Consider the following 21,132-nt stretch of genomic DNA (forward strand, 5'->3'; position numbering starts at 1 on the left):
GCCAGGCATCATGGCGAGAATCACGGCCGGCACAACGGTCAGTACCGCAGCCAGCACTATGGTCGGCACCGCGGCCCGCACCATGGCCTGCCCCCGCGGCTTCTCGCATTTCGCACCCGAAGGGGCTCATTAACTACATGATCTTACTTATCCTCATGCATCGTAACCACGATGTCTTGCTCATAATTTCCAAATTGCTTGCCGAACAAAGTAATGCCGCCGCAGTTTGTGGAGTCTTCTAAGGATGCAATTCGAAAATGGATGTCTTTTGCGAAAGAAATATCTAAGTCTTGGATGGTGATATCGGAAATCTTCGTTCCGTCCAAGAATGAGCCTTGCGGATTGATGGTGATGATTTTCAAAAGACCATGCTGAGTGAAACCATTTCCCCACCAATCCGGGGATAGCACGCCTCTTTGCTTTCCAAAATCACCAGGGCTCGTCCACTGACCTAGGGGAGTTTCGTTGATAAAGAAAGAAATATCGGATGGCCAATTCTCGTTAAATCCCGGGGCCTCGGAACAGATTTCAAAAGAAATTTCCATGGAGCGAAGCTTCTGATTGCTGTGAAAAAAGTTAGGTATTCTATACTCGACATAACCACTCCCGAACCAGAGGATACCGGCGTGCACATGTTGGGGATCAGCAAAATATCTGGGGTCATCAATGACGCCAATGATTTGCGTAGGCGAAGCAAGACCGCACGTAGGCCTCACCTCGAAGGATGAGTATTGGCCAACCGGAATTGAAATCGTATTCGTCGGATGTTCATACGGTTTCTTTGCTTTGAACTGAAGCGTCGCAAGCTCGAGCTGCAGATAACATACTTTCTGTGTCCCGCGAACACCTGTCATACTTTCGGACGTAACAATTCCGGCATGCTCTAGCTTCTGTATATGCTTAGTCACAATAGCAGATGAAATCTCCAACCGCTGTGATAATTGTTTAATATTCAAAGGTTCTTCACCCAGCAGCTCAATGATTTTCACTCGGGTCTCCGAGGAGAAACATTCCAGGAAGAACATATTTTTGGTCGAAACCTCAATTTGCATAGTGGAACCTCATTCTATTGTTTTTATTCATTGTATAACTTGTAGGTTAATTAAACAATGTTAAAACTGTGTATAAACTGCGAGTTTTGCTCAACTCCGATGTCCGACTAATGGTCGCTCAATTTATGAATATCTAACTAGTTGCTACTCAATTAGTACATATCAAACCAATAAGAATCCTCAACACGCCGAGATGTTGTATTTTGTGCAACAACTCCTAGGCGCTTTCTTTGGACAAATTGGCTTTTTGTTGTACCGCGTACAACATTATGGTGCGAATCGCTCAAAAATAGGCGTTTTAAGCTCAAATTGTTGTACGAAATACAACAATAGCAGGCCAAAGCAGCGTGAGGTAGATGTATTGTTGCACAATATACAACTTGGACTGAGTGAACTCGGGGATTTTCAATGCATGTCTGATTAGTGGTTGCAGAGATCAAATAGTGCCTATGAAAAATACTTGGTGAGTCTGTGCATTCTTGCTAAGCGCTAAGAGCGGTCCATATCTTTGATATGGCTTTGGTAGCCGTCACACTCAATTCCAAAATAACCGATTGGGGTAAGGAATGCAAAATCGAGGAACTGTGACTTACGATTCCAATCGTAAATCTCATATTCCGGATGTAGGTTGTCGAAGTTTCCGAATAGCGGCCACCATACCTGTTGGAGCAGCAACTTTTCTGCATAGTTGTGCCCCCTTAGTAAACGGCCCTTTCTCTCACCAGTTCTGCGTGCATGATGGTTTTCTATGAACGACTGATGTGCTTGTTCAAATGGCATTTGGGTACGCCTCCTTATAAAAGAATAAAAAAACGCCCTTGCGCCACAGGGCTCAAGGACGTTCTTCGTCTATTTGACATTATAACATTTTCCAGTAGACAGAGGAATTCAAAAAAATATTTCTATCCAAGCACTTTACAAGAATCACGCTCGATGAGTTCTCCATAAATGGAAATCTTCGCAGGGCTTCCGCCGAAATCGATTTTGCGAATGAGAAAATCCACGGCTTCATTGCCGAGCTGTTCCCGCTGCACTTGGATCGTCGTTAAGCGAGGAGCGATCATTTGAGCCGCTTCAATGTCGCCAAACCCAACAACGGAGATATCCTCCGGCACCTTGTAGCCTTTGGAAATAAGGATTTGAATGAAGGAAATCGCAATACGATCATCCGCACAAAACCAAGCTGTCGGCATAGAAGGCATCGCATCGAGATGATCTGCTAACTCAATGGGGGTGGAATTTAGCGCCTCCAGTGGTGAAGGATTAACGATATTGTGATTCATATCGATTGCCAGCCCTGCATCAGACATGGCATTTTGGTACCCGGACCAACGTTCCCTGAAGCTCTTCGTCCTACTAATCGCACCGATAAAACCAATCTGCTGATGACCTTTGTCAATGAGATGAGTGACGATTTTGTAAGCCTCTTCGGCATTCGCCGTTACAACAGCGTCAAACTGTAAGCTATCGTAATAATGATCCACCGTAACGAGGGGAATTCCCAAGTCAAAAAGCTTTCGTACATAGTTAAGATGAAGGACGCCAACGAGGAGTATGCCGTGAAATTCAATTTCATGATAAAGCTCCGGCAGGATGAGTTGATCCTCCATCTCTTGTGTAACACTGCAAATAATGGCGTTGTAGCCATTTTCTTTGGCTCTTTTTTCTATGGACCAGAACACCTCGTAGTAGAAGATTTTATCATTACGAATGTTTTCAGGGATTAAGACGAGCAGGTTGCCGCGTTTCTTTTTTGTTTTTGTATCTGTCCGATAGTTCAACTGATTAGCTGCTTCGAAAATACGAAAGCGCAATTCTTCGCTGACGCCAGCTTTATTATTAAGAGCCAGGGAGACGGCATTCTTGGAAATGCCTAGCTTATCGGCTATGTCTTGCATGGAGGTTTTCGAATTCATTTTATGTACGGCCCCTTGAGAAGTATGTAGATCCTATTTTGTATTCTATAATTATAGGAGTATTTTGTAAAGCAAAGTCAATTCATAAATCACTTTACAAAATAGATATTGTCAATGTTGTTCTTTGGATCATTAGCCTCTATAAATGAATTTCTCAAGTACATCTAGCTTTACAGATGAAAGCGGTCCTGAATTATCGAAATAGAGAATCGAAGAGGGATCAATTAGCCATTTGATTTCTCTGCGAACGAGCGACTGGCTAAAATGCTTCCAGTTGTCCAGCTTCCAAACATCTAAAGCGGAGCCTCTAGTCTGTATACGTTCTTGGTAGGCTTTCTCGCTTGGTAAATAGACAAAAACAGCCCTAACGCACACATCGTTGATCGTAGTGCCGACGTTTGAAAGTTCCTTTTCCAGCCAAAGCGGATCTGCTAGTTCTTTGGTGAAAGGTCCGACTACAATGGCATCCAAGCCTAGTTCAAGATTCTCAAGTGCTGCGTCCATCGTTATGCGGTATCCCAAATCGCGACAGTATGTCTTATATGTGGGGGAATCCCGGTCGTTCGGGTCTTGTCCGGCAAGGGTCATGATCGCTTCTGCCGCGGGTCGGAGCAGCGTATCCATGTCCAAAAAAGCTCCGCCGTGCTTGCGTGCCCATGCTTTGGCGAGTGTCGTTTTCCCTGCACCGGCAGGACCTATGAAAAATATGAGTTTTCGCATGACTAACCTCCGAATAAGGTTTCCTTTTAAGGGGATTTGTACGAATATTGTAACATATGGGGTGCAAATCACATGAAATTCAGCAAACGTTCAGCTAATATTAAGGTTCTATTAAGGTTTAAGCCATAATTAGTTCACACTTATCAAGTAAAATACTTAGCACAGGGGGCTAAAAACCATACTGGAAGGAAAGATAGAGATGAAAAACAATAATAAACCACTTGTCGGAAGTGGAAATAAAACAGCAGCCCTTTCTTTGTCAGCGTCTGGAACCCAAAATAAACAAGTTCATATTTTGAACAAATCGATTCCACAAATGACTATCAATTCTGATAGTATTTCGGCAAAAACGGCAAATGATTGGCCTACACAAGGTTGGAAAACATCTACGCCAGAGGCGCAAGGGATGAACTCGGCTGGACTAGCCAAGATGCTCGAAGTTTTTCGCGACCAGCAGGTACATAGTGTAGCGGTAATTCGTAACGGGCATTTGGTTGCTGAAGCTTATAATGAGAGTACCCAAGCTGATTTGCCGCAAGATGTGAAGTCCGTGACCAAAAGCGTGACGTCAGCATTGATCGGTATTGCCTTGTCTGAGCGTAAGCTGATAAGTCTGGATCAGAGGCTTGCTGCTTTTTTTCCTGAGCTAGAAAGTGATCCACTGAAGTCTAAGATCATGTTAAAGCATTTGCTTACTATGACCTCAGGGCTAGCGTGGAACAATGAAAATGAACAATCCTCAACTGAAATGATGTACTCATCGGACTGGGTGCAAAACGTTCTGGAACGTCCGGCTAAGAACCAGCCTGGTGCAATGTTTAATTACAGCAATGGTGATGCGCATCTTCTGTCTGCTGTACTGCAAAAGGTCACAGGCGAGTCCATGTTTGACTATGCCAAATCCCGCTTGTTCGAGCCGCTTGGTATAACAGATGTAAACTGGAATCATGATCCTGGGGGCTGCACGATTGGGGCTTGGGCTATGGCTTTAACGTTAAGAAACATGGCCAAGATTGGCTATCTGTATCTGAAGGAAGGCCAGTGGGAAGACAAGACCATTATTCCGAAGTCATGGATCCGGGAGTCGGTGACTAAGCGTATATTCCTCAATTACAGTAATGGTACACAAGGTGGGTACGGCTATTATTGGTGGTCCAAGCCTTTGGCTCAGGGGCTAGTCAGAGGAAGCAAAAAGCAACATGAAGTGTTCTATGCATCTGGTTCAGGCGGAAGACGCATATTTGTCGTCCCTGATCTGCAATTAGTCGTTGCAGCTACAGCGCATTCGGCGGATGTGGACATGCCGGAACAACTACTAAACCATGTGGTTCAATCTATTAGATCGGATAAGCCGATTCAAGAGAATTCGGAAGCTTTTGCTGGACTGGATCAGGCTATTGAGGCTTTTAAGATGGGATTAGAGTAGACTTAAAAAGTTTATAGAAATAATGAAGGAGCTGCCGTGGCAGCTCCTTTTTTTTGCAAATTATGTGAGTGGAAGTTCGTAAAAGTGCAGGGATATATTGGAATTAATTGAATTAATAATTAGGGAAGCAAATGATCCAGGAGGATTATTTAAGTGGAGAGTAACAAAAATCCATTCGCTGTAGATTCATACATTGTTCTTGATATCCCTGAAGACATAGCACAGAAAGTAATGAATATTCGAAAACATAATAAGGATCAATTTAGACTGTCATTACCTGTAGAAATAACAATTACTGGTTCAAGTGGAATTGGTGTTATAGACCATAATGAAGATCCGGAAAAAGTATTTAATATTGTAGGGGAAATAACGGCCAGTATTCCACCTATAAGAGCCACATTTGGTAATGTTATACGATTTCCGTATACAGATATATTTGTGTTAACACTTAAAGATGAGGGACCTTTCAAGAAGTTTCAAAAACGATTAGCTGATTCTGGTATTAGGTTTAAGGAGAATCCTTTTCCATATAAGCCCCATTGTACATTAAGAGGTAGGTCACCTGTGACAGAAGAAGAGGCAGAACAACTATATAAAGTCTCTATTACAGAAGCGTTTTATCTGAATACATTCTCTATATATTCATTAGGAACTGATAATGAAAAGGTGAATTTGGAAAGACTACAATTCGGTAAACTTCTAGGAAAAAAAAGTAAATTATTTTGAGAGTAAATCAATGAGGGCATTGAAAGATCAGAGACAACAATATTGGAGTTGATCATTTTGTCAGTGAATGTAACGCACAAAATATATACAATGTGTATGATACAAGATGGAACTAGAGTTTTATTAATGAATAGACCAGACAAACTAGGGTTTCCAGGATACATAGCACCGGGAGGTAAGGTTGATTTTCCAGAGAGTATAGTTAATGGGGCAATTCGGGAAGTAAGAGAAGAGACCGGCTTAATTATTAAAGACATTATTTATAAAGGTCTGGATGAGTTTTGCGAGCCTAATAAAGGGCTAAGGTACATGGTATTTAATTATTTGGCCACTTCATTTGAGGGAGATATACTCAAGAATCCTCCAGAAGGGGAGCTATTGTGGGTAGAAATCGAAGAAGCATTAAAGTTACCTATGCAAGATTGGTTTAAGCGAAGATTTCCTTTGTTCTTTGAACAGGGAACGTTTGAATTGAGTTTTGTATGGGATGAGAAAAGCAATGAAACATTAGAAGAGACTATTAAGAGCTATGCTGTAGGTGAATTCAAAGAAGTTGGATCCATCAACTAACATGCGGCGCAAACGCGCCTTAAACTAGTAAGGGTTCGGGAATACAACAAGGTTATCCGAAAGAACCGATTAAAAATCTTTTAAATGATAATTCCTTTTTCCGATAAAGTTTTGCGCAAAACATCTGTCATTATGTTATAGCCGAGCACATTTGGATGAAGGGAGTCGTCAGACAATTCCGATCGCAACGTTTTGCCGTCCGGACCCACGAGATTGGCATGATAGTCAACATAGATAACTCCTTCATAATCTGCCATATGTTTTAGAGCTCGGTTTGAGAATGCAAGTAGTTCATTACGAACACCCGTGCTGTTGTTGGGACAACGAATCAACGGTTCGAAGGGGAAGCAAGGAATATCTCTGCCAGTAGGCAGGTTCGAACCGACAATTGGTATTATGCCGCTGCTTTTGGACAATCGAACCATCGACGTGATATCGCTTAGAATCTCATGATTGATTTGTTCGGGTGTTCTTCGTTCGCGCATGTCTACAGCATCAAGTCTCCATGTATTATTCGTTCCCCCTAGAATATGGACATATTGGGGCCTTAATTGAATAACATCGGCAGGAAAACGTCGAAGCATAATCGGTGTGATGTCTCCCGAAATCCCGCGGTTGACAATGAAATTTCTGGATGAACCGAAATAGACTTGTAAATCCCAAAATTGTGTGATGGATTCACCGATGAAAACAAAATTAACTGCGATATGATGAAACAGGATTTGCTCGTTAAAGCCGTCATAAGCGGCACGCAAACGGTCAGCGGCTGCATTGAATGAAAAGTTGCCTGGCCTGATGAGTGGTACTCTTTGTCTAGCGGACAAAAAATCCCCTACTTTCCGAATAATCGTTTCAAATTATGTGTATAAGAAATTCTTGTATAAAAGAACAGGAATGAAATAGGTTAAAATAAAATATTTGATTTTTGTAAGATTAAGTCATTCAAGAAGCACTTGAGTTTATAAAGCAATATGACTTATATTTTGAAGATAATTTTAAATGATATGAGGTGCAATTATGTTTGACGAATTCACAAAGAAACGATTAGAAAATATTTTACAGGAATATATTGGAAAGAAGATACCCAAGCATTTAAACAATCAGATTCGGATGGTGTATAAATTTAGAGGGAACAATGTGACACTCATCGAGGAAAGGGAACGCTTTATTGGTACTGAATGGACGCAATTTGATATTGCGCAATTCAGATTTGAATCAAATGAATGGAAGTTGATAAGGACAATACAGGAGTGTTTTGGGGATAATACTGCGAAAGCTGTTTGAAGACCTGCGAACGATAATAAAAAGCCTATTCTACGAAAGAATAGACTTTCATCTAATTTTTGTTCGTATCCTTCGCTGGAAGCTCCGTCATACCCGTATCAATCCATGGCGGAAGCGTCTTACCCTCTGCGGCCATCAGCAGATGATCGATGAGGAGGTTGCCCCACTGATGTTCATTCTCTGATATAACGGAGACCATCTGCCCGTTGATTAGAGCCTCCTTGACTTCAGGCGTCAAGCCAATAGCAAGAACACTTCGGTTTAAGCCTGTAGCTTTCCAAAATAAGATCGAAGCGGAGCTTGAGATGATATCCAGATTGACCAAAGCATCAAAGTGAGGATGCTCGTCGATCATCCCTTCCAGATCCTTTAGCGCCTGCTCGCTGTGCCCTTCGTTGTAGCGAGTCTCTAATACTTGGATCTCTGTTTGATGTTTAACATAATGGAGCAAACCTTCCAATCGACGACTGTATAAGTTCATCTTGGCTATACCGGACTCGATGAGGATCATTCCTTTGCTCTTCAGGTGCAAACTTAGCATTTCCCCCATCCGAATACCTTCCTGAAATGGATCAGCACCGATAAAGGTCAGCCGATCACTATCCGGGGCATCGGATTCAAAGCAAATGACTGGAATGCCGGCTTGAACTGCTTTATTAATGGTAGGAGTCAGCGCCTCGGGGTCAATAGGATCGATTGCGATTCCGCTTACCTTTTGTTTTATCATCGTCTCCATCATCCGGATTTGCTGTTCTAGGTTAATTTCATCCGGAGCCTTCACGATCAACTGAATGCCCTGCGGCTTTGCATCGCGTTCGGCTAGTTCTGTAATCATCTCATAGAAGGGATGCGCCATCGGATAAATGATTCCAAAGGTGCGAACGGGCGTCTGCTCCTTCGCAGTTGGTACGGGCGTCCGTTCAGGGGCAGGCGTGCTTGTTGGTGAGATGCCCAGGCATCCGGAAAGCAATATAAGCGCTAGCAACGTAAGCCGTTTAACCTTGGTCACACCACGTATCAATAGCCTCAGCCTCCTCACCTATCGGGCCAGACAAGGCTTCTCCCAAACTCCTTGATTTTCTAAATTCCTTTGTCGTCATTCCGGTAACCCGTTTAAATAGATTGGAAAAATAGTGGGCATCATTATAGCCAACCTGATAAGCGATCTCATAAGATTTCGCAGAGGTGCTTTGCAGCAGCTCCATCGCCTTGCGGATGCGGGTTTGTGTCAAATATTCGATAAAAGTTTGCCCGGTCTCCTGGCTGAACACCTTGCTGAGATGGCTTGGGCTAATCGTAACATGCTCGGCTGCATCCTGGAGGGAAATATAGTCTTTGCCATAATGGTCTTGGATATATGCCTTCACCTTTCTCAGCATTTCGCCGTATTTATCGCTCGTTCGGGAGCGCCATGCCCAGAACTGCTCCGTAAGCTTAACGAGAAAGGCGCAGGCCTCCGCCCAAGAACGAATCGTTTCAATCTGCTGCTGCAGCGGATGAACCATCTCCTCGGGTGCCTCCACATGCCGATACATGTCTTTGGCAGCTCGGAAAACCTCCAGCGTCAAGTCGTTCAAAATATAATAGCCAATGGGGGAGGCATGCCAGTCGAGGTCCAACAGCCCGGAGGCATATTCGTTTACAAAGCTCTTAAGCTGTGCGGGAGTGCCGATTTTCAGGAAATCGACGAAGCACCCCCGGTCGAGGAAAACGGAAGGGTCCAGTCGGCCAGCGGTGGTTTTCCACAGGTCGTGTCGATTTTGACGTGCGAGCCGCCTCCAGTGCATATCCTCCTCCGCCTCCAGAAAGGACAGATGTACGCCCTGCAGCCGTTCTTGAACACTGCCGATGCCAATCGTAATCGTCCCCACTGTTCCAGTAGAAGCTTCAGCGGTCAAACGCTGAAGCTCCTTCAATGGCTGCAGCTCCTGCTGCAGCTGTTCAAGCGAGTCCCCTTTCATAATCCAAACCGTCTCCGTACGGCTTCGCTTGCACATGAGTATATCGGATCTTTCCTGAAGAATTCGGTAATCCCTAAGTAACACCTCATCTGAGGGCTGCTTCTCGAGGTCACGGTTATCAGAGATCGCAACGACGTAGTAACGCGCAACAAGGGGCAGGGATAAGGAAGCGCTGAGATGGATGGCTTCCGTGGTAGAGAGGAAGCCGCTGCTTAGATCATTCAGCAGCTTATCCCGGGAGACATGCTTGGTTTCGGCTTCACGCTGCTGCAGCTTATCGATTCGCGTCTTCTCCTCACGCTCCTTATCGATCTTCGCGCTGACTTTCTTGAGCAGCTGGATAATATCCGATGCGCTGACTGGCTTGAGGCAATATTCCTCTACACCCATGTGAAGGGCCGTTCTTGCATATTCAAACTCTCCATGACCGCTCAAGATAATAATCTTCATGTCCGGGTACTGTTTCCGCACAATATCGCTCAGTTCTAGCCCATTCATAAACGGCATCATAATATCCGTAATTAATATATCCGGACACAGCTCCTCGATAATCGGCAGTGCGACTTCTCCATCGGAGGCATCCCCACAGTAGACAAAGCCTTCCTTCTCCCAATCAATACAGTCCCGAATCGTTTCTCTGATCAAAATCTCATCGTCGACCAGCATTATTTTCTTCATTGGTCCTCACCCCAGCTGCATTGGTATTCGAATCATGACCGTAGTGCCTTCCCGTTCCCTGCTGTTCACCTGCACACCATACGCTTCTCCGTAGTATAAACGAAGCCGCTGATGCACGTTATGAAGCCCAAAGCCGCCGGATACTTCCTTGCCCGTTTCCTCTGGGGGATCAGGCTGAGATAAAGCAAACCTAAGCTCCTCCAGCCGAGTCTCCGACATCCCGATGCCGTTATCCTCAACGACAATGAGGATATCCCGGTCCTCATCCATAACCCCCCGTACTTGAACCATCCCTTTACCGCGCTTGTTTTTGATACCGTGGTAAATCGCATTTTCGATAATCGGCTGCAGCGTCATCTTCAGAATCGGGTAGCTATACAGCTCGGAAGCTATGCAAATGTCATATTCTAGAATGTCTCTGTACCGCATTTGCTGAATGACCATATAGCTTTGTACGTGCTCCAGCTCTTTTTTGATGGTGATCCAGTCTTTTCCCTTGCTTAAGCTTATGCGGAACAGGCTGGACAAGGACTGAACCAATGTAATCACTTGATCCTTCTTGCCGGACTCAGCCATCCATATAATTGACTCCAACGTGTTGTATAGAAAATGTGGATTGATTTGGGCCTGCAGGGCGCGGAGCTCAGCCTTCTTTATTTCCTGCTGTTCTTGAATGCTCTGCTCCAGCAGCCTCCGAATTTTACCTAACATAATATTAAAGCTGTTCCCAAGGTCTGCGATTTCATCGTTGCCGGAAGGGACGACCTTGGCTTCAAGAAAGCCGGAGGCGGCCAGCTGCATTTTGTTTTTCAGCACATGTACCGGTCTAGTAAGCCGGGTAGAAACGAAAAAATGAAGGGAAATCGCAAAAATAATACTTAGTACCACACTAATGATAATTAATTGGCGTATGGCATTGGCTTCCTCAACGATTTCCTGTAAGGGTACGATCCCCACGATACCCCACCCAGTGGCTTTGGAATGGGAAGCAAAGACGAACTTGGGCTTCCCCTCCGATTTATCGATAAAATGGGTTTCCGGTCCTTTAAGTATGGAGGATAGTTCATCTGAAACTGGCAGCATTGCCTGGTTAGTCAGTGCCGAAGGCATAAAAATGGGTGTACCCGTTTCGTCCACGACATAGAAGAACCCGGTTTTGCCGATGGTGACGTTGTCGCAAAACCGTTTGACGATGCTGTCGTCCAAATCAATGATGATAAAACCGATGACCTCATGGGTAATGCGCTGCTTTACTGTAGTCATGATGGAGATGACATTCTTATCCTTGTACTGAAACCCATCCAATCGATCCATGGAGGAGGATTTTGAAGAGGGGATGTTAAGAACCGCATTCGGGTGGTTCACCAAATAGGCGAGATTCTCATTGCGCAGCGGATTTCGATCCAGCTGAAATACGCCCTTTCGTTCGCTAATTCCACGTCCATACAGGTTGATCATCGTTATGTTCAGCACACTATCGTATTGATACGTTTGGCGATAGGAACTCATCGTCCGCAGAATGTCCTTAGCATCCTCATAGGAATCACTTTGGGGAGAAAAGAAAATGGAGCACTCTAGGGTTTTTATCGAGCTCCAACAGCTTTCCTGTATCCCTAAATAGGATGTCGAGATCTAGGGCTAGCTGATCTGCAACCAGCATAGTTGACGCTTTACTATTCTTAAACACGGTGTTGAATGACTTCTGATGAGAGATAAGCCCTACGGAGATTAAAGGAATACAAGTCAAAATAACAAACATGGTCAACAGTTTCGCGCGCAAACTGGAGGATAGCCATCGGAGCAACGCCATAGGCATTCGTGACCTTTCTACTAATATAGTGCAGCGTTTCTTGTATTCAAATTATGAGGTATAAAATATGAAAACGCAATCATTAGACAAGAAACTACACTTCTTAACAAAGAAAACAAAGGAATTAGGGCTTGGCTCTCAAACAGCCTGAAAAACACATAAAAATTTATAAAGACGAGATATGAAACTCCGTATACCCTCGATCTGTAAGCGTCTTATAATCAGGGCACACCAACGATAATGGTGAGTCAAAGGGAGGAATGAATATGAAAGTTACTAAGAAAATGGGGCTCGTAACCGCTGCGGTGATGATGATGTTGACAGCAGCGTGCGGAAGTACAACCGGAACGACAACAACAGGGGCTAAGCCAGCAGCGACAGAGAACACGGCCAAGACCACCCCGGCTCCGGCTCCGGCAGACAAAAAGATTACGCTCGGCTTTGCCCAGGTTGGTGCGGAGAGCGGCTGGAGATCAGCGAACACCAAGTCGGTTCAGGATTCGGCGAAGGAAGCCGGCTTTGATCTTAAGTTCTCCGATGCACAGCAAAAGCAGGAGAATCAAATCAAGGCCATCCGCACGTATATTCAGCAAAAGGTTGATGTGATCTCGTTCTCCCCTGTGGTTGAATCCGGTTGGGATACCGTGCTTAAGGAAGCGAAGGATGCCGGCATTCCCGTCATTCTTACAGACCGTGCGGTTGATTCGAAGGACACCTCCTTATATGTCTCCTTTATAGGCTCTGACTTCGTAGAAGAAGGCCGCCGTGCAGGCAAGTGGTTGGTGGATCAATCCAAGGATAAGAAGGAAACTGTGAATATCGTTGAGCTTCAAGGGACGACAGGCTCTGCACCTGCGAATGACCGGAAGTCCGGCTTTGAAGAGGTGATCAAGTCTAATCCGAATCTTAAGGTTATTGCTTCCCAGACCGGTGATTTCACCCGTGCGAAAGGGAAGGAAGTTATGCAGGCATTCCTGAAGGCAAACAAAAAAATCGACGTTTTGTATGCGCATAATGATGATATGGCCCTTGGAGCGATTCAGGCCATTGAAGCAGCAGGCTTAAAGCCAGGCAAGGACATTATCATTATCTCCATCGACGGCGTGAAGGACGGCTTTGTTGCAGCAAGCGAAGGCAAAATTAACTTTATCGTGGAATGTAACCCGCTGCTCGGACCACAGCTGATGCAGGCTGTACGCGATGTGCTCGGCAGCAAGCAAATTCCCAAGCGAATTGTAACCAAGGAAGGCGTATTCACCTCTGAGGATGCGAAACGTGAGCTGGCTAACCGACAATATTAATTAACAAAAAAAGGATCAAAGCCGTTCCGATCGAGTTATCTGTGTGGAGCGGCTTTTATTCTTGAAGGGAGAGGGTTTGTCAGATGAAGGAGCACGGACCCGTATTACAAATGACAGGAATTCATAAACAATTTCCTGGAGTTAAAGCGTTGTCGGACGTAAACTTCCGGATGTTTCCCGGCGAGGTTCATGCGCTGATGGGGGAGAATGGTGCCGGTAAGTCCACATTGATTAAGGTGCTTACAGGCGTCTATTCGATTGATCAAGGTTTAGTGGAGATGGAGGCTAAGCAGATCCAAATCATGAGTCCGCAGGATGCCCAGAACGCGGGAATCAGTACGGTATACCAGGAAGTGAATCTTTGTCCGAATCTTTCGGTCGCCGAAAATATCTTTATTGGACGCGAGCCGTTGCGCTTTGGCCGCATTTTATGGAAGGAAATGAACCGCAATGCGATAGCCCTGCTAAAGGACAGACTAAATCTGCAAATTGATGTCACGCAGCCGCTGCAGTCTTACTCGGTTGCCGTTCAGCAGTTGATCGCGATTGCAAGAGCGTTAAGTATTTCGGCGAAAGTGCTTATCCTGGATGAACCAACATCCAGCTTGGATCGAGGTGAGGTACAGCAGCTATTCTCAGTGATGAGGAAGCTAAAAAGCGAGGGGCTTTCTATCTTGTTTGTTACCCATTTCTTAGAGCAGGTATATGAAATTTCAGATCGAATAACCATTCTCCGTAATGGAGAGTTTATCGGGGAATATATGGCCAAGGACCTTACTCGAATAGATTTGGTATCAAAAATGATTGGTAAGGAGCTTCATATGCTGGAGGAGTTGCCGAAGCTATCCGGCGTGGATGGGGACACAGGGGAAGTGCTGCTCGATGCTTCTAAATTTGGCAGAAAAGGGGCGATAGAGCCGGTAGATCTGCAGATTCGCAAGGGGGAAGTCGTTGGACTAGCGGGATTGCTCGGCTCCGGAAGAACAGAGCTGGCCCGGCTCTTGTTCGCGGCAGACCGTGCGGATGAGGGAGTCCTCCAATTCGAGGGTAACCGTGTGTCCATCCAGACGCCGCGGCAGGCGATCGATCAAGGCATTGCTTTTTGCTCCGAGAATCGAAAGACCGAAGGCATAATTGACGATCTGACCGTTAGGGAAAATATCATTTTGGCGCTTCAGGCGTCCCAAGGCTGGTTTAAAGCGATCTCTCGGAAGCGTCAGGATGAAATTGCGGATGCGTATATGAAAATACTCAATATCAACCCGCCGAACCCGGAGCATCTGATCAAAAATTTAAGCGGCGGAAACCAGCAAAAGGTGCTTCTGGCCCGCTGGCTGCTGACTCAGCCGAAGCTGCTTATTCTAGATGAACCGACTAGAGGCATAGATATCGGGGCCAAGGCGGAAATTCAGAAGCTGGTGCTCTCCTTATCGGAGAAAGGCATGTCCGTGCTGTTTATATCTTCTGAGCTCGAAGAAGTACTGCGGGTAAGCGATCGAATCGCTGTGCTTCGGGATCGCCGCAAGGTCAAAGAAATGTCTGGCGATGAGATGAGTCAAAAAAATGTTATGCAGGCTATAGCAGGGGGGTAAGTGAGATGGTAAGGCATCATTTGTTTTGGCCGCTTACCGTGTTAGGCGTGCTGTTATTGTTTAACCTGCTTTATTCGCCGGACTTCTTCTCAATTAAGTTGAGAGAAGGGCACTTATACGGCAGCCTTATCGATATTTTAAACTTCGGGTCACCCTTAATCTTGGTGGCGATTGGGATGACTTTGGTCATTGCGACCAAGGGCATTGACTTATCTGTAGGGTCAGTTGTCGCCATTGCTGGAGCGATCTCCTGCCTTCTTATTAGTAAAGGCAGCGCACAGGACTCTCTTTCCCTCGTATTCATAGCGGTTGGTGTTTCCTTGGCGTTATCGATTGTACTGGGGACTTGGAATGGCTTCTTGGTCGCTGGTGTGGGCATTCAGCCGATTATTGCAACTTTGATTCTCATGGTGGCGGGGCGCGGGCTGGCTCAGTTGATCACTGGTGGACAGATCATCACGGTGTCCAGCGCTTCGTACAAATATATTGGTGCAGGCTCGCTAGCTACGCTGCCGTTTTCAATCTTTATCGTTGCTATCGTGGTGATCATAGCTGCTGTATTGACGAGAAAGACGGCGCTTGGCCTATTCATCGAGTCGGTTGGCTGCAAACCGACAGCCAGTCATCTGGCTGGCATCAGGTCCAAGACCGTTTTGCTCGCGGTATATATGTTCTGCGGATTATGTGCGGGCATTGCCGGCTTAATTCTCAGCTCTAACGTGTCGAGTGCAGATGGAAATAACGCGGGACTGTGGTACGAGCTGGATGCCATCCTTGCCGTCGTGATCGGAGGTACTTCTCTGAATGGCGGACGGTTTTACTTAATGGGGACGCTCATTGGGGCACTCATTATTCAAACTTTAACGACCACCATTTATATGATCGGCGTACCGCCTGAAATTACATTGGTGGTGAAGGCATTCGTTGTATTAGCTGTGTGCCTGATCCAATCGGAGCAATTCCGCAAAACGCTGATGCAGCGCTGGAAAACCCGCCATTATTCGGCGGAGCGGGAGGTAAAGCAGCATGTTTAAGAGACAATATATTCCGATTCTGGTGACCATCTCCTTATTCGCGCTCATGTTCGCTGCGGGGTCCTTTCGATATACCGGATTCTTCTCCCTGCAGGTCATACTGAATCTTTTGATCGATAATGCCTTTCTGCTAATCGTGGCTGTGGGGATGACCTTAGTCATTGTGTCCGGAGGCATTGACTTATCCGTCGGTTCGATAATCGCATTAACAACGATGGTGTCCGCAAGTCTTGTACAGGCAGGCTGGCCGCCGGCGCTAGTGATCCCACTGGTGCTGCTTATGGGGAGCTTGTTCGGATGGGCAATGGGAGCCATCATTCATTATTTTAAAATTCAGCCGTTCATTGTTACATTAGCCGGCATGTTCCTGGCTCGTGGACTATGCTATCTGATCAGCATCAATACCATTACGATCGATAACGGCTTCTACACCACAATGGCTCAAACCAAGGTCAGTTTACCAGGTGGAAATCACGTATCCATTAGTGTCATCATTGCGCTATTGGTATTGTTCGCCGGCTTCTTCATTGCACACTACACTCGCTTGGGACGCAATACGTACGCTTTGGGCGGCAGCGAGCAATCTTCCCTGCTGATGGGACTGCCGGTGGGCCGTGTCAAAATGCTGGTGTACACCTTCAGCGGCTTTTGCTCCGCCCTTTCGGGCGTCGTGTTTACCTTCTATATGCTGTCAGGCTACGGGCTGCATGCGATGGGTTTGGAGCTGGATGCGATCGCTGCGGTGGTGATCGGCGGAACACTGCTGACCGGCGGCGTTGGTTACATCGCAGGCACCTTCTTCGGCGTCATGATCCAAGGTCTCATTCAAACGATTATTAGCTACGAAGGAACACTGAGCTCCTGGTGGACCAAGATCGTCATTGGCCTGCTGCTCTTCTTGTTTATCCTGCTGCAACGCTTGCTGAGTGAACGTCGTTGGGTACAACGGAGAGGGTAAAATTAGAGCAACACATGGCACGTTTTTTGATACAATAGGTATTAATAGAGCTTTCAACGGTTCTGGCAAGCATGCTTGAAAAGGTCGGTGAATTCGTGGGGAAGCTGGCGAAACTTGTCACTGCAGGGGCGATGGTCTTATTTATAATGCTTTCGGGCTGCGAGACAGGGCAGGAAAATACTGAACGTTCAGCGATGATTTCATCCAACGAGCCGACACTTCAGGCTGCAGGGAATGAGATCGTGCCCGCAAGAAGCATTGTAGTGGGCTTCTCACAGCTCGGTTCGGAAAGCGATTGGCGCAGAGCGAATACGCGCTCTATCCAAGAAGCGGCGAAGGAAACGGGTATTCAGCTCATTCTCGAAAATGCGGAGCAATCCCAAGAGAAGCAATTCGAAGCGATACGGGCCTTTGTGAAGCAAAAGGTTGACGTCATTGCCATTGCCCCGGTCGTAGAGAAGGGCTGGGAGCCCATTTTACGAGAAGTGAAGCAAGTTGGAATACCGGTGATTATCACAGACCGTTTAGTTGAGGTGTCGGACCCATCGTTATACGTCAGCTATATCGGTTCAGACTTTTACGAGGAAGGACGTATGGCGGGAAAGTATGTCATGGATAAGCTGCTGCGTGCGGAAGGGCCCATCGGTATCGTAGAACTGAAGGGTACAGAAGGTTCTACCCCCTCGCTCTCAAGAGGGAAAGGCTTCCATGATGTCATTAAGCAAAACCCTAATCTTCAGGTGGTGGAGAGTGAGTACGCAAACTTTACGGTAGAGCAGGGCAATAAGGTCATGCGAGAATTGCTGGAACGGAGAAGCAAGGAAATTCGTGTGCTCTTTGCGCATAATGATGACATGGCGCTTGGAGCAATTGAAGCGATAGAAGCGTATGGATTAAAGCCTGGCAAGGACATTGTGATCGTCTCGGTAGACGGCACCCGGAAGGCCTTCGAACGGATGGTAGCTGGTAACATCAACAGCGTAGTAGAATGTAATCCCTTGCTGGGACCCTACCTGATGCAAGCCGTGAAGGAGATGCTCGACGGTCGAACGTTACCAAAGCGGATCGTCACACCGGAGCGAATTTTCACAGAGGTTACGGCTCATAATGAACTGAATAACCGTATGTATTGATATAACCAGGTGAGGTGTCCGCTGTAGCCCTGGAATCGTCTTCTGCCACTGAGCATTTAAATAAACCAATAAAAATGGTTACAACTTACCCCTCAATCACCTTTGAGGGGCTTTTTTTTGTTCCCGAGGCAAGATGTAGTAATATAGGAAGAACAGCAAGAAGAAGGGGAGTTTATTCGTGGGTATAAGAAGTTTTACGGATTATAATTTGAGTGAAGATATCGTACGGGCGCTTCAAAGCTTAGGATACGAGCAGCCAACAGATGTGCAGAATGAAGTGATTCCTATCGCGCTGCAGGAGAAGGATCTCACGGTTAAGTCAAGAACAGGAAGCGGGAAGACGGCGGCGTTCGGTATACCGATTTGTGAATTGGTGGAGTGGGAAGAGAACAGACCGCAGGCGCTGATTTTGACACCGACGAGAGAACTGGCCGACCAAGTAAAGCAGGATATCACGAATATCGGGAGATTCAAGCGGATTAAAGCGGTGGCTCTGTATGGGAAGCAGCCTTTTGCCAAGCAGAAGATTGAGCTGCACCAGAAGTGCCATGTTGTTGTTGGGACGCCTGGCCGCGTGCTGGATCATATTCAGAAAGGGACGCTGGACCTGGAGCGGCTGAAATATCTAGTCATCGATGAAGCGGATGAGATGCTGCGGATGGGCTTCATTGAGCAGGTGGGGGCGATTATTGATGAGCTTCCGACGGATCGCATGACGATGTTATTTTCGGCAACACTTCCAAATGACGTGGAACAATTATGCCATCGATACATGCGTAACCCCATTGATATTGAGATTCAAACGCCGGAGGCATCTAAGGTTCAGATTGAGCATTCCATTATAACGGTTCGAGAAAATGATAAGTTTAACGTGCTTAAGGATGTCTTCGTGGTGGAGAATCCCGATAATTGCATCATTTTCTGCCGGACACAAGAGCATGTCGACTACTTATATAGACAGTTGGAGCAGTTGGACTATCCGTGCGATAAAATCCACGGGGGCATGATACAGGACGATCGGTTCCTAGTCATGAATGCTTTCAAAAGAGGGGAATTCCGTTTCTTAATTGCTACGGATGTCGCGGCGCGAGGGATTGACGTGGAGGATATCACACATGTCATTAACTACGATCTTCCGCTTGAAAAAGAAAGCTATGTCCACCGAATCGGAAGAACGGGACGTGCGGGGAAGACGGGCAAGGCGATTACATTTGTTACGCCAAATGAGGACAAGTTTCTAGCTGATATTGAGGGCTATCTGGGGTTCGAAATACCGAGAAAAGACGCTCCCACGGCGGAGGAGGTTGCTACTGGACAACCTGCTTTTGATCAGAAAATGCAGGCCACGCCGGTCATTAAGAGGGATAAAAGTGACCAACTGAACAAGGGAATCATGAAGCTCTATTTTAACGGCGGGAAAAAGAAAAAGATTCGGGCTGTAGACTTTGTGGGAACCTTGGCCAAAATTGAAGGTATCACGGCTGACGATATCGGTATCATTACGATTCAGGACAATGTTTCGTATGTGGATATTTTGAATGGTAAAGGCCCGTTGGTGCTCAAAATCATGAAGAATACGACGATTAAAGGCAAGCTGCTCAAGGTGCATGAAGCGAATAAGTAAGAACAAGGATCCGGTTAGCCTCTGTGGCTCATCGGATTTTTTGCTGTTTGAGGGAGAAGGGGGCGGATTAGGAGGCCAGCCTGATAGTCTTTTTTCGGCTTATAGGAGCGAAAGTTGTACAGAGTACAACAATTTCAGAGGTTTCTTCTCATCCTAGCAGGAGATGTTGTATGTTGTACAACAATTTAGCCTCATTTCCTTCAAAAGAGCTGTTTTTGAGGGAAATGTTGTATTTTCTGCAACAATCGCAGGGAAAACGTGGATTAGCCAGCTTATTGTTGTACAAAATACAACTTTGAGCTACAGGTTAAAATTTTACCCAAAGGGGTCAATTAATTGACTTACCGATCCTACTCCACCAAGGTAGACTAGAGAAAACACGACATGGGGTGAATTTCATGGCTACCAAAATACATTCACAAGCAGACACCATTCCATCCGTACAAGTGAAGCGGAAGCGGTCCATGCAGCAGGTGCGCGAGGATCTGGTCGGATACGCATTCGTCAGTCCCATGGTACTTGGATTATTTATCTTTACATTATTTCCAATCGTAGCGTCCTTTTTCCTCAGTTTTACGGATTGGAACTTTGTTGCCAGATTTTCTAAAGTGAAATTTCTCGGCTTAGATAACTTTGTTAAGCTTGTGCATGACAGCGTATTTCTTCTATCACTCAAAAATAACCTGATTCTTATGATTGTAGTGCCGTTAACCTTGATCTCTTCGCTGGTTCTGGCGGTTATCATCGATAAGAAAATTCATTTTAAAGACCTCTTTAAAGTTGTTTATTTCATTCCTTACATCTCAAGTGTTGTTGCTGTAGCTATTGTGTTTCAGGTATTGTTCCACCCAACCTATGGACCGATTAATCAAATATTAATCGACTGGGGGATGGCGAACCCGCCCAAATGGCTAGCTGATCCGGATTTTGCTTTATATTGTGTAATGGGACTTATGATCTGGGTGAGTATCGGATATAACATGATTATATTTATGGCCGGTCTGCAGTCGATTCCGAACGATCTTTATGAGGCAGCGGACATTGACGGTGCATCGAAGTTGAAGCAATTTTTCAGCATAACCGTGCCGCTCTTATCACCAACCACATTCTTCTTACTCGTAACAGGCATTATAGGGACATTCAAAGCGTTCGACGTTATTTCCGTTCTAACAGGCGGCGGTCCTGCGAATTCAACCAGTGTAGTCGTATATCGTTTGTATGAAACAGCTTTCGTTAATCTACAATCCGGTTATGCCTCCGCAATGGCTATTGTGCTGCTGGTGTTTGTCCTCCTGATTACACTCGTTCAGTGGTTTGGGCAACGTAGATGGGTCAATTACTAGAGAA

Annotated in this window: 18 protein-coding genes and 1 pseudogene; 11 read left to right on the forward strand and 8 right to left on the reverse strand. The window is 45.8% G+C overall.

The features are described 5' to 3' along the window. Positions 1–143: 143 nt before the first annotated feature. From QFZ77_RS07680 to QFZ77_RS07695, 4 genes and pseudogenes are all read right to left on the reverse strand, one after another. Entirely contained in the window at positions 144–1,052 is a 909-nt protein-coding gene (locus QFZ77_RS07680; RefSeq protein WP_307438182.1) for an ArsR/SmtB family transcription factor, read from the reverse strand. Between the two features lie 495 nt (positions 1,053–1,547). After that, positions 1,548–1,832: pseudogene (locus tag QFZ77_RS07685) on the reverse strand (hypothetical protein); the annotation flags it as partial. A gap of 122 nt (positions 1,833–1,954) precedes the next feature. Continuing rightward, a complete protein-coding gene (locus tag QFZ77_RS07690; RefSeq protein WP_307438184.1) occupies positions 1,955–2,968 on the reverse strand; it encodes a LacI family DNA-binding transcriptional regulator in 1,014 nt (337 codons plus the stop codon). A gap of 132 nt (positions 2,969–3,100) precedes the next feature. Continuing rightward, positions 3,101–3,688 carry a P-loop nucleotide/nucleoside kinase family protein gene (locus QFZ77_RS07695; protein ID WP_307438186.1) on the reverse strand — a complete coding sequence of 196 codons (588 nt, stop codon included), beginning with the start codon at positions 3,686–3,688 and terminating at the stop codon, positions 3,101–3,103. A 199-nt stretch (positions 3,689–3,887) separates the two neighbouring features. On the opposite strand from QFZ77_RS07695, the gene QFZ77_RS07700 reads away from it, so the two are divergent. The 3 genes from QFZ77_RS07700 (at position 3,888) to QFZ77_RS07710 (ending at position 6,410) form a co-directional block, all read left to right on the forward strand. After that, positions 3,888–5,114: a serine hydrolase domain-containing protein gene (locus QFZ77_RS07700; protein WP_307438188.1), complete on the forward strand. Its 1,227-nt coding sequence runs from the start codon at positions 3,888–3,890 to the stop codon at positions 5,112–5,114. A 153-nt stretch (positions 5,115–5,267) separates the two neighbouring features. After that, positions 5,268–5,840, forward strand: a complete 573-nt coding sequence (locus QFZ77_RS07705) for a 2'-5' RNA ligase family protein (protein ID WP_307438189.1) — start codon at positions 5,268–5,270, stop codon at positions 5,838–5,840. A gap of 90 nt (positions 5,841–5,930) precedes the next feature. Continuing rightward, positions 5,931–6,410: an 8-oxo-dGTP diphosphatase gene (locus tag QFZ77_RS07710; protein WP_373462727.1), complete on the forward strand. Its 480-nt coding sequence runs from the start codon at positions 5,931–5,933 to the stop codon at positions 6,408–6,410. 80 nt (positions 6,411–6,490) lie between these two features. On the opposite strand, the gene QFZ77_RS07715 is transcribed toward QFZ77_RS07710, so the two are convergent. Then, a complete protein-coding gene (locus tag QFZ77_RS07715) occupies positions 6,491–7,234 on the reverse strand; it encodes a GDSL-type esterase/lipase family protein (RefSeq protein ID WP_307438191.1) in 744 nt (247 codons plus the stop codon). A 193-nt stretch (positions 7,235–7,427) separates the two neighbouring features. Here QFZ77_RS07715 and QFZ77_RS07720 point away from each other — a divergent pair, with 193 nt between their 5' ends. After that, positions 7,428–7,694 carry a DUF3024 domain-containing protein gene (locus tag QFZ77_RS07720; RefSeq protein ID WP_307438193.1) on the forward strand — a complete coding sequence of 89 codons (267 nt, stop codon included), beginning with the start codon at positions 7,428–7,430 and terminating at the stop codon, positions 7,692–7,694. 52 nt (positions 7,695–7,746) lie between these two features. Here QFZ77_RS07720 and QFZ77_RS07725 read toward each other — a convergent pair whose 3' ends face one another. From QFZ77_RS07725 to QFZ77_RS07735, 3 genes are read right to left on the reverse strand one after another with little or no spacing between them, the layout of a single operon-like run. Further along, positions 7,747–8,715, reverse strand: coding sequence for a sugar ABC transporter substrate-binding protein (locus tag QFZ77_RS07725; protein ID WP_307438195.1), 969 nt, complete (start codon positions 8,713–8,715; stop codon positions 7,747–7,749). Continuing rightward, positions 8,690–10,333, reverse strand: a complete 1,644-nt coding sequence (locus QFZ77_RS07730; protein WP_307438196.1) for a response regulator — start codon at positions 10,331–10,333, stop codon at positions 8,690–8,692. Before QFZ77_RS07730 ends, QFZ77_RS07725 begins: the two co-directional genes overlap by 26 nt. Positions 10,334–10,339: 6 nt before the next feature. Continuing rightward, positions 10,340–11,842 carry a sensor histidine kinase gene (locus QFZ77_RS07735; protein WP_307438198.1) on the reverse strand — a complete coding sequence of 501 codons (1,503 nt, stop codon included), beginning with the start codon at positions 11,840–11,842 and terminating at the stop codon, positions 10,340–10,342. Between the two features lie 567 nt (positions 11,843–12,409). Between QFZ77_RS07735 and QFZ77_RS07740 the strand changes: the two genes are divergently transcribed. The 7 genes from QFZ77_RS07740 (at position 12,410) to QFZ77_RS07770 (ending at position 21,128) form a co-directional block, all read left to right on the forward strand. Then, entirely contained in the window at positions 12,410–13,444 is a 1,035-nt protein-coding gene (locus tag QFZ77_RS07740; protein WP_307438202.1) for an ABC transporter substrate-binding protein, read from the forward strand. A gap of 83 nt (positions 13,445–13,527) precedes the next feature. Continuing rightward, a complete protein-coding gene (locus QFZ77_RS07745; protein WP_307438204.1) occupies positions 13,528–15,036 on the forward strand; it encodes a sugar ABC transporter ATP-binding protein in 1,509 nt (502 codons plus the stop codon). A 5-nt stretch (positions 15,037–15,041) separates the two neighbouring features. Next, positions 15,042–16,070, forward strand: a complete 1,029-nt coding sequence (locus tag QFZ77_RS07750) for an ABC transporter permease (protein WP_307438206.1) — start codon at positions 15,042–15,044, stop codon at positions 16,068–16,070. Beyond that, complete coding sequence (yjfF, locus tag QFZ77_RS07755; protein ID WP_307438208.1) at positions 16,063–17,028, forward strand: galactofuranose ABC transporter, permease protein YjfF; 966 nt, start codon at positions 16,063–16,065, stop codon at positions 17,026–17,028. Before QFZ77_RS07750 ends, yjfF begins: the two co-directional genes overlap by 8 nt. Positions 17,029–17,099: 71 nt before the next feature. Next, complete coding sequence (locus QFZ77_RS07760; protein WP_307438210.1) at positions 17,100–18,161, forward strand: ABC transporter substrate-binding protein; 1,062 nt, start codon at positions 17,100–17,102, stop codon at positions 18,159–18,161. A gap of 178 nt (positions 18,162–18,339) precedes the next feature. Then, positions 18,340–19,785 (forward strand): DEAD/DEAH box helicase, encoded by a 1,446-nt coding sequence (locus QFZ77_RS07765; RefSeq protein WP_307438212.1) that lies wholly within the window; start codon positions 18,340–18,342, stop codon positions 19,783–19,785. Between the two features lie 398 nt (positions 19,786–20,183). Next, the gene (locus QFZ77_RS07770) at positions 20,184–21,128 is read left to right on the forward strand and encodes a carbohydrate ABC transporter permease (RefSeq protein WP_307438214.1); all 945 of its coding nucleotides are present in this window, start codon (positions 20,184–20,186) and stop codon (positions 21,126–21,128) included. The last annotated feature ends 4 nt before the right edge of the window (positions 21,129–21,132 follow it).

The organism is Paenibacillus sp. V4I3, from assembly GCF_030817215.1.
Taxonomy (GTDB): domain Bacteria; phylum Bacillota; class Bacilli; order Paenibacillales; family NBRC-103111; genus Paenibacillus_E.

Excerpts from the sequence above, each read along its gene's own strand:
- QFZ77_RS07690 (WP_307438184.1), bottom strand. The coding sequence starts at position 2,968 with ATGAATTCGAAAACCTCCATGCAAGACATAGCCGATAAGCTAGGCATT.
- yjfF (WP_307438208.1), top strand. The coding sequence starts at position 16,063 with ATGTTTAAGAGACAATATATTCCGATTCTGGTGACCATCTCCTTATTC.
- QFZ77_RS07770 (WP_307438214.1), top strand. The coding sequence starts at position 20,184 with ATGGCTACCAAAATACATTCACAAGCAGACACCATTCCATCCGTACAA.
- QFZ77_RS07750 (WP_307438206.1), top strand. The coding sequence starts at position 15,042 with ATGGTAAGGCATCATTTGTTTTGGCCGCTTACCGTGTTAGGCGTGCTG.
- QFZ77_RS07695 (WP_307438186.1), bottom strand. The coding sequence starts at position 3,688 with ATGCGAAAACTCATATTTTTCATAGGTCCTGCCGGTGCAGGGAAAACG.
- QFZ77_RS07735 (WP_307438198.1), bottom strand. The coding sequence starts at position 11,842 with ATGAGTTCCTATCGCCAAACGTATCAATACGATAGTGTGCTGAACATA.
- QFZ77_RS07710 (WP_373462727.1), top strand. The coding sequence starts at position 5,931 with ATGTGTATGATACAAGATGGAACTAGAGTTTTATTAATGAATAGACCA.
- QFZ77_RS07760 (WP_307438210.1), top strand. The coding sequence starts at position 17,100 with ATGCTTGAAAAGGTCGGTGAATTCGTGGGGAAGCTGGCGAAACTTGTC.
- QFZ77_RS07745 (WP_307438204.1), top strand. The coding sequence starts at position 13,528 with ATGAAGGAGCACGGACCCGTATTACAAATGACAGGAATTCATAAACAA.
- QFZ77_RS07730 (WP_307438196.1), bottom strand. The coding sequence starts at position 10,333 with ATGAAGAAAATAATGCTGGTCGACGATGAGATTTTGATCAGAGAAACG.
- QFZ77_RS07740 (WP_307438202.1), top strand. The coding sequence starts at position 12,410 with ATGAAAGTTACTAAGAAAATGGGGCTCGTAACCGCTGCGGTGATGATG.
- QFZ77_RS07720 (WP_307438193.1), top strand. The coding sequence starts at position 7,428 with ATGTTTGACGAATTCACAAAGAAACGATTAGAAAATATTTTACAGGAA.
- QFZ77_RS07680 (WP_307438182.1), bottom strand. The coding sequence starts at position 1,052 with ATGCAAATTGAGGTTTCGACCAAAAATATGTTCTTCCTGGAATGTTTC.
- QFZ77_RS07700 (WP_307438188.1), top strand. The coding sequence starts at position 3,888 with ATGAAAAACAATAATAAACCACTTGTCGGAAGTGGAAATAAAACAGCA.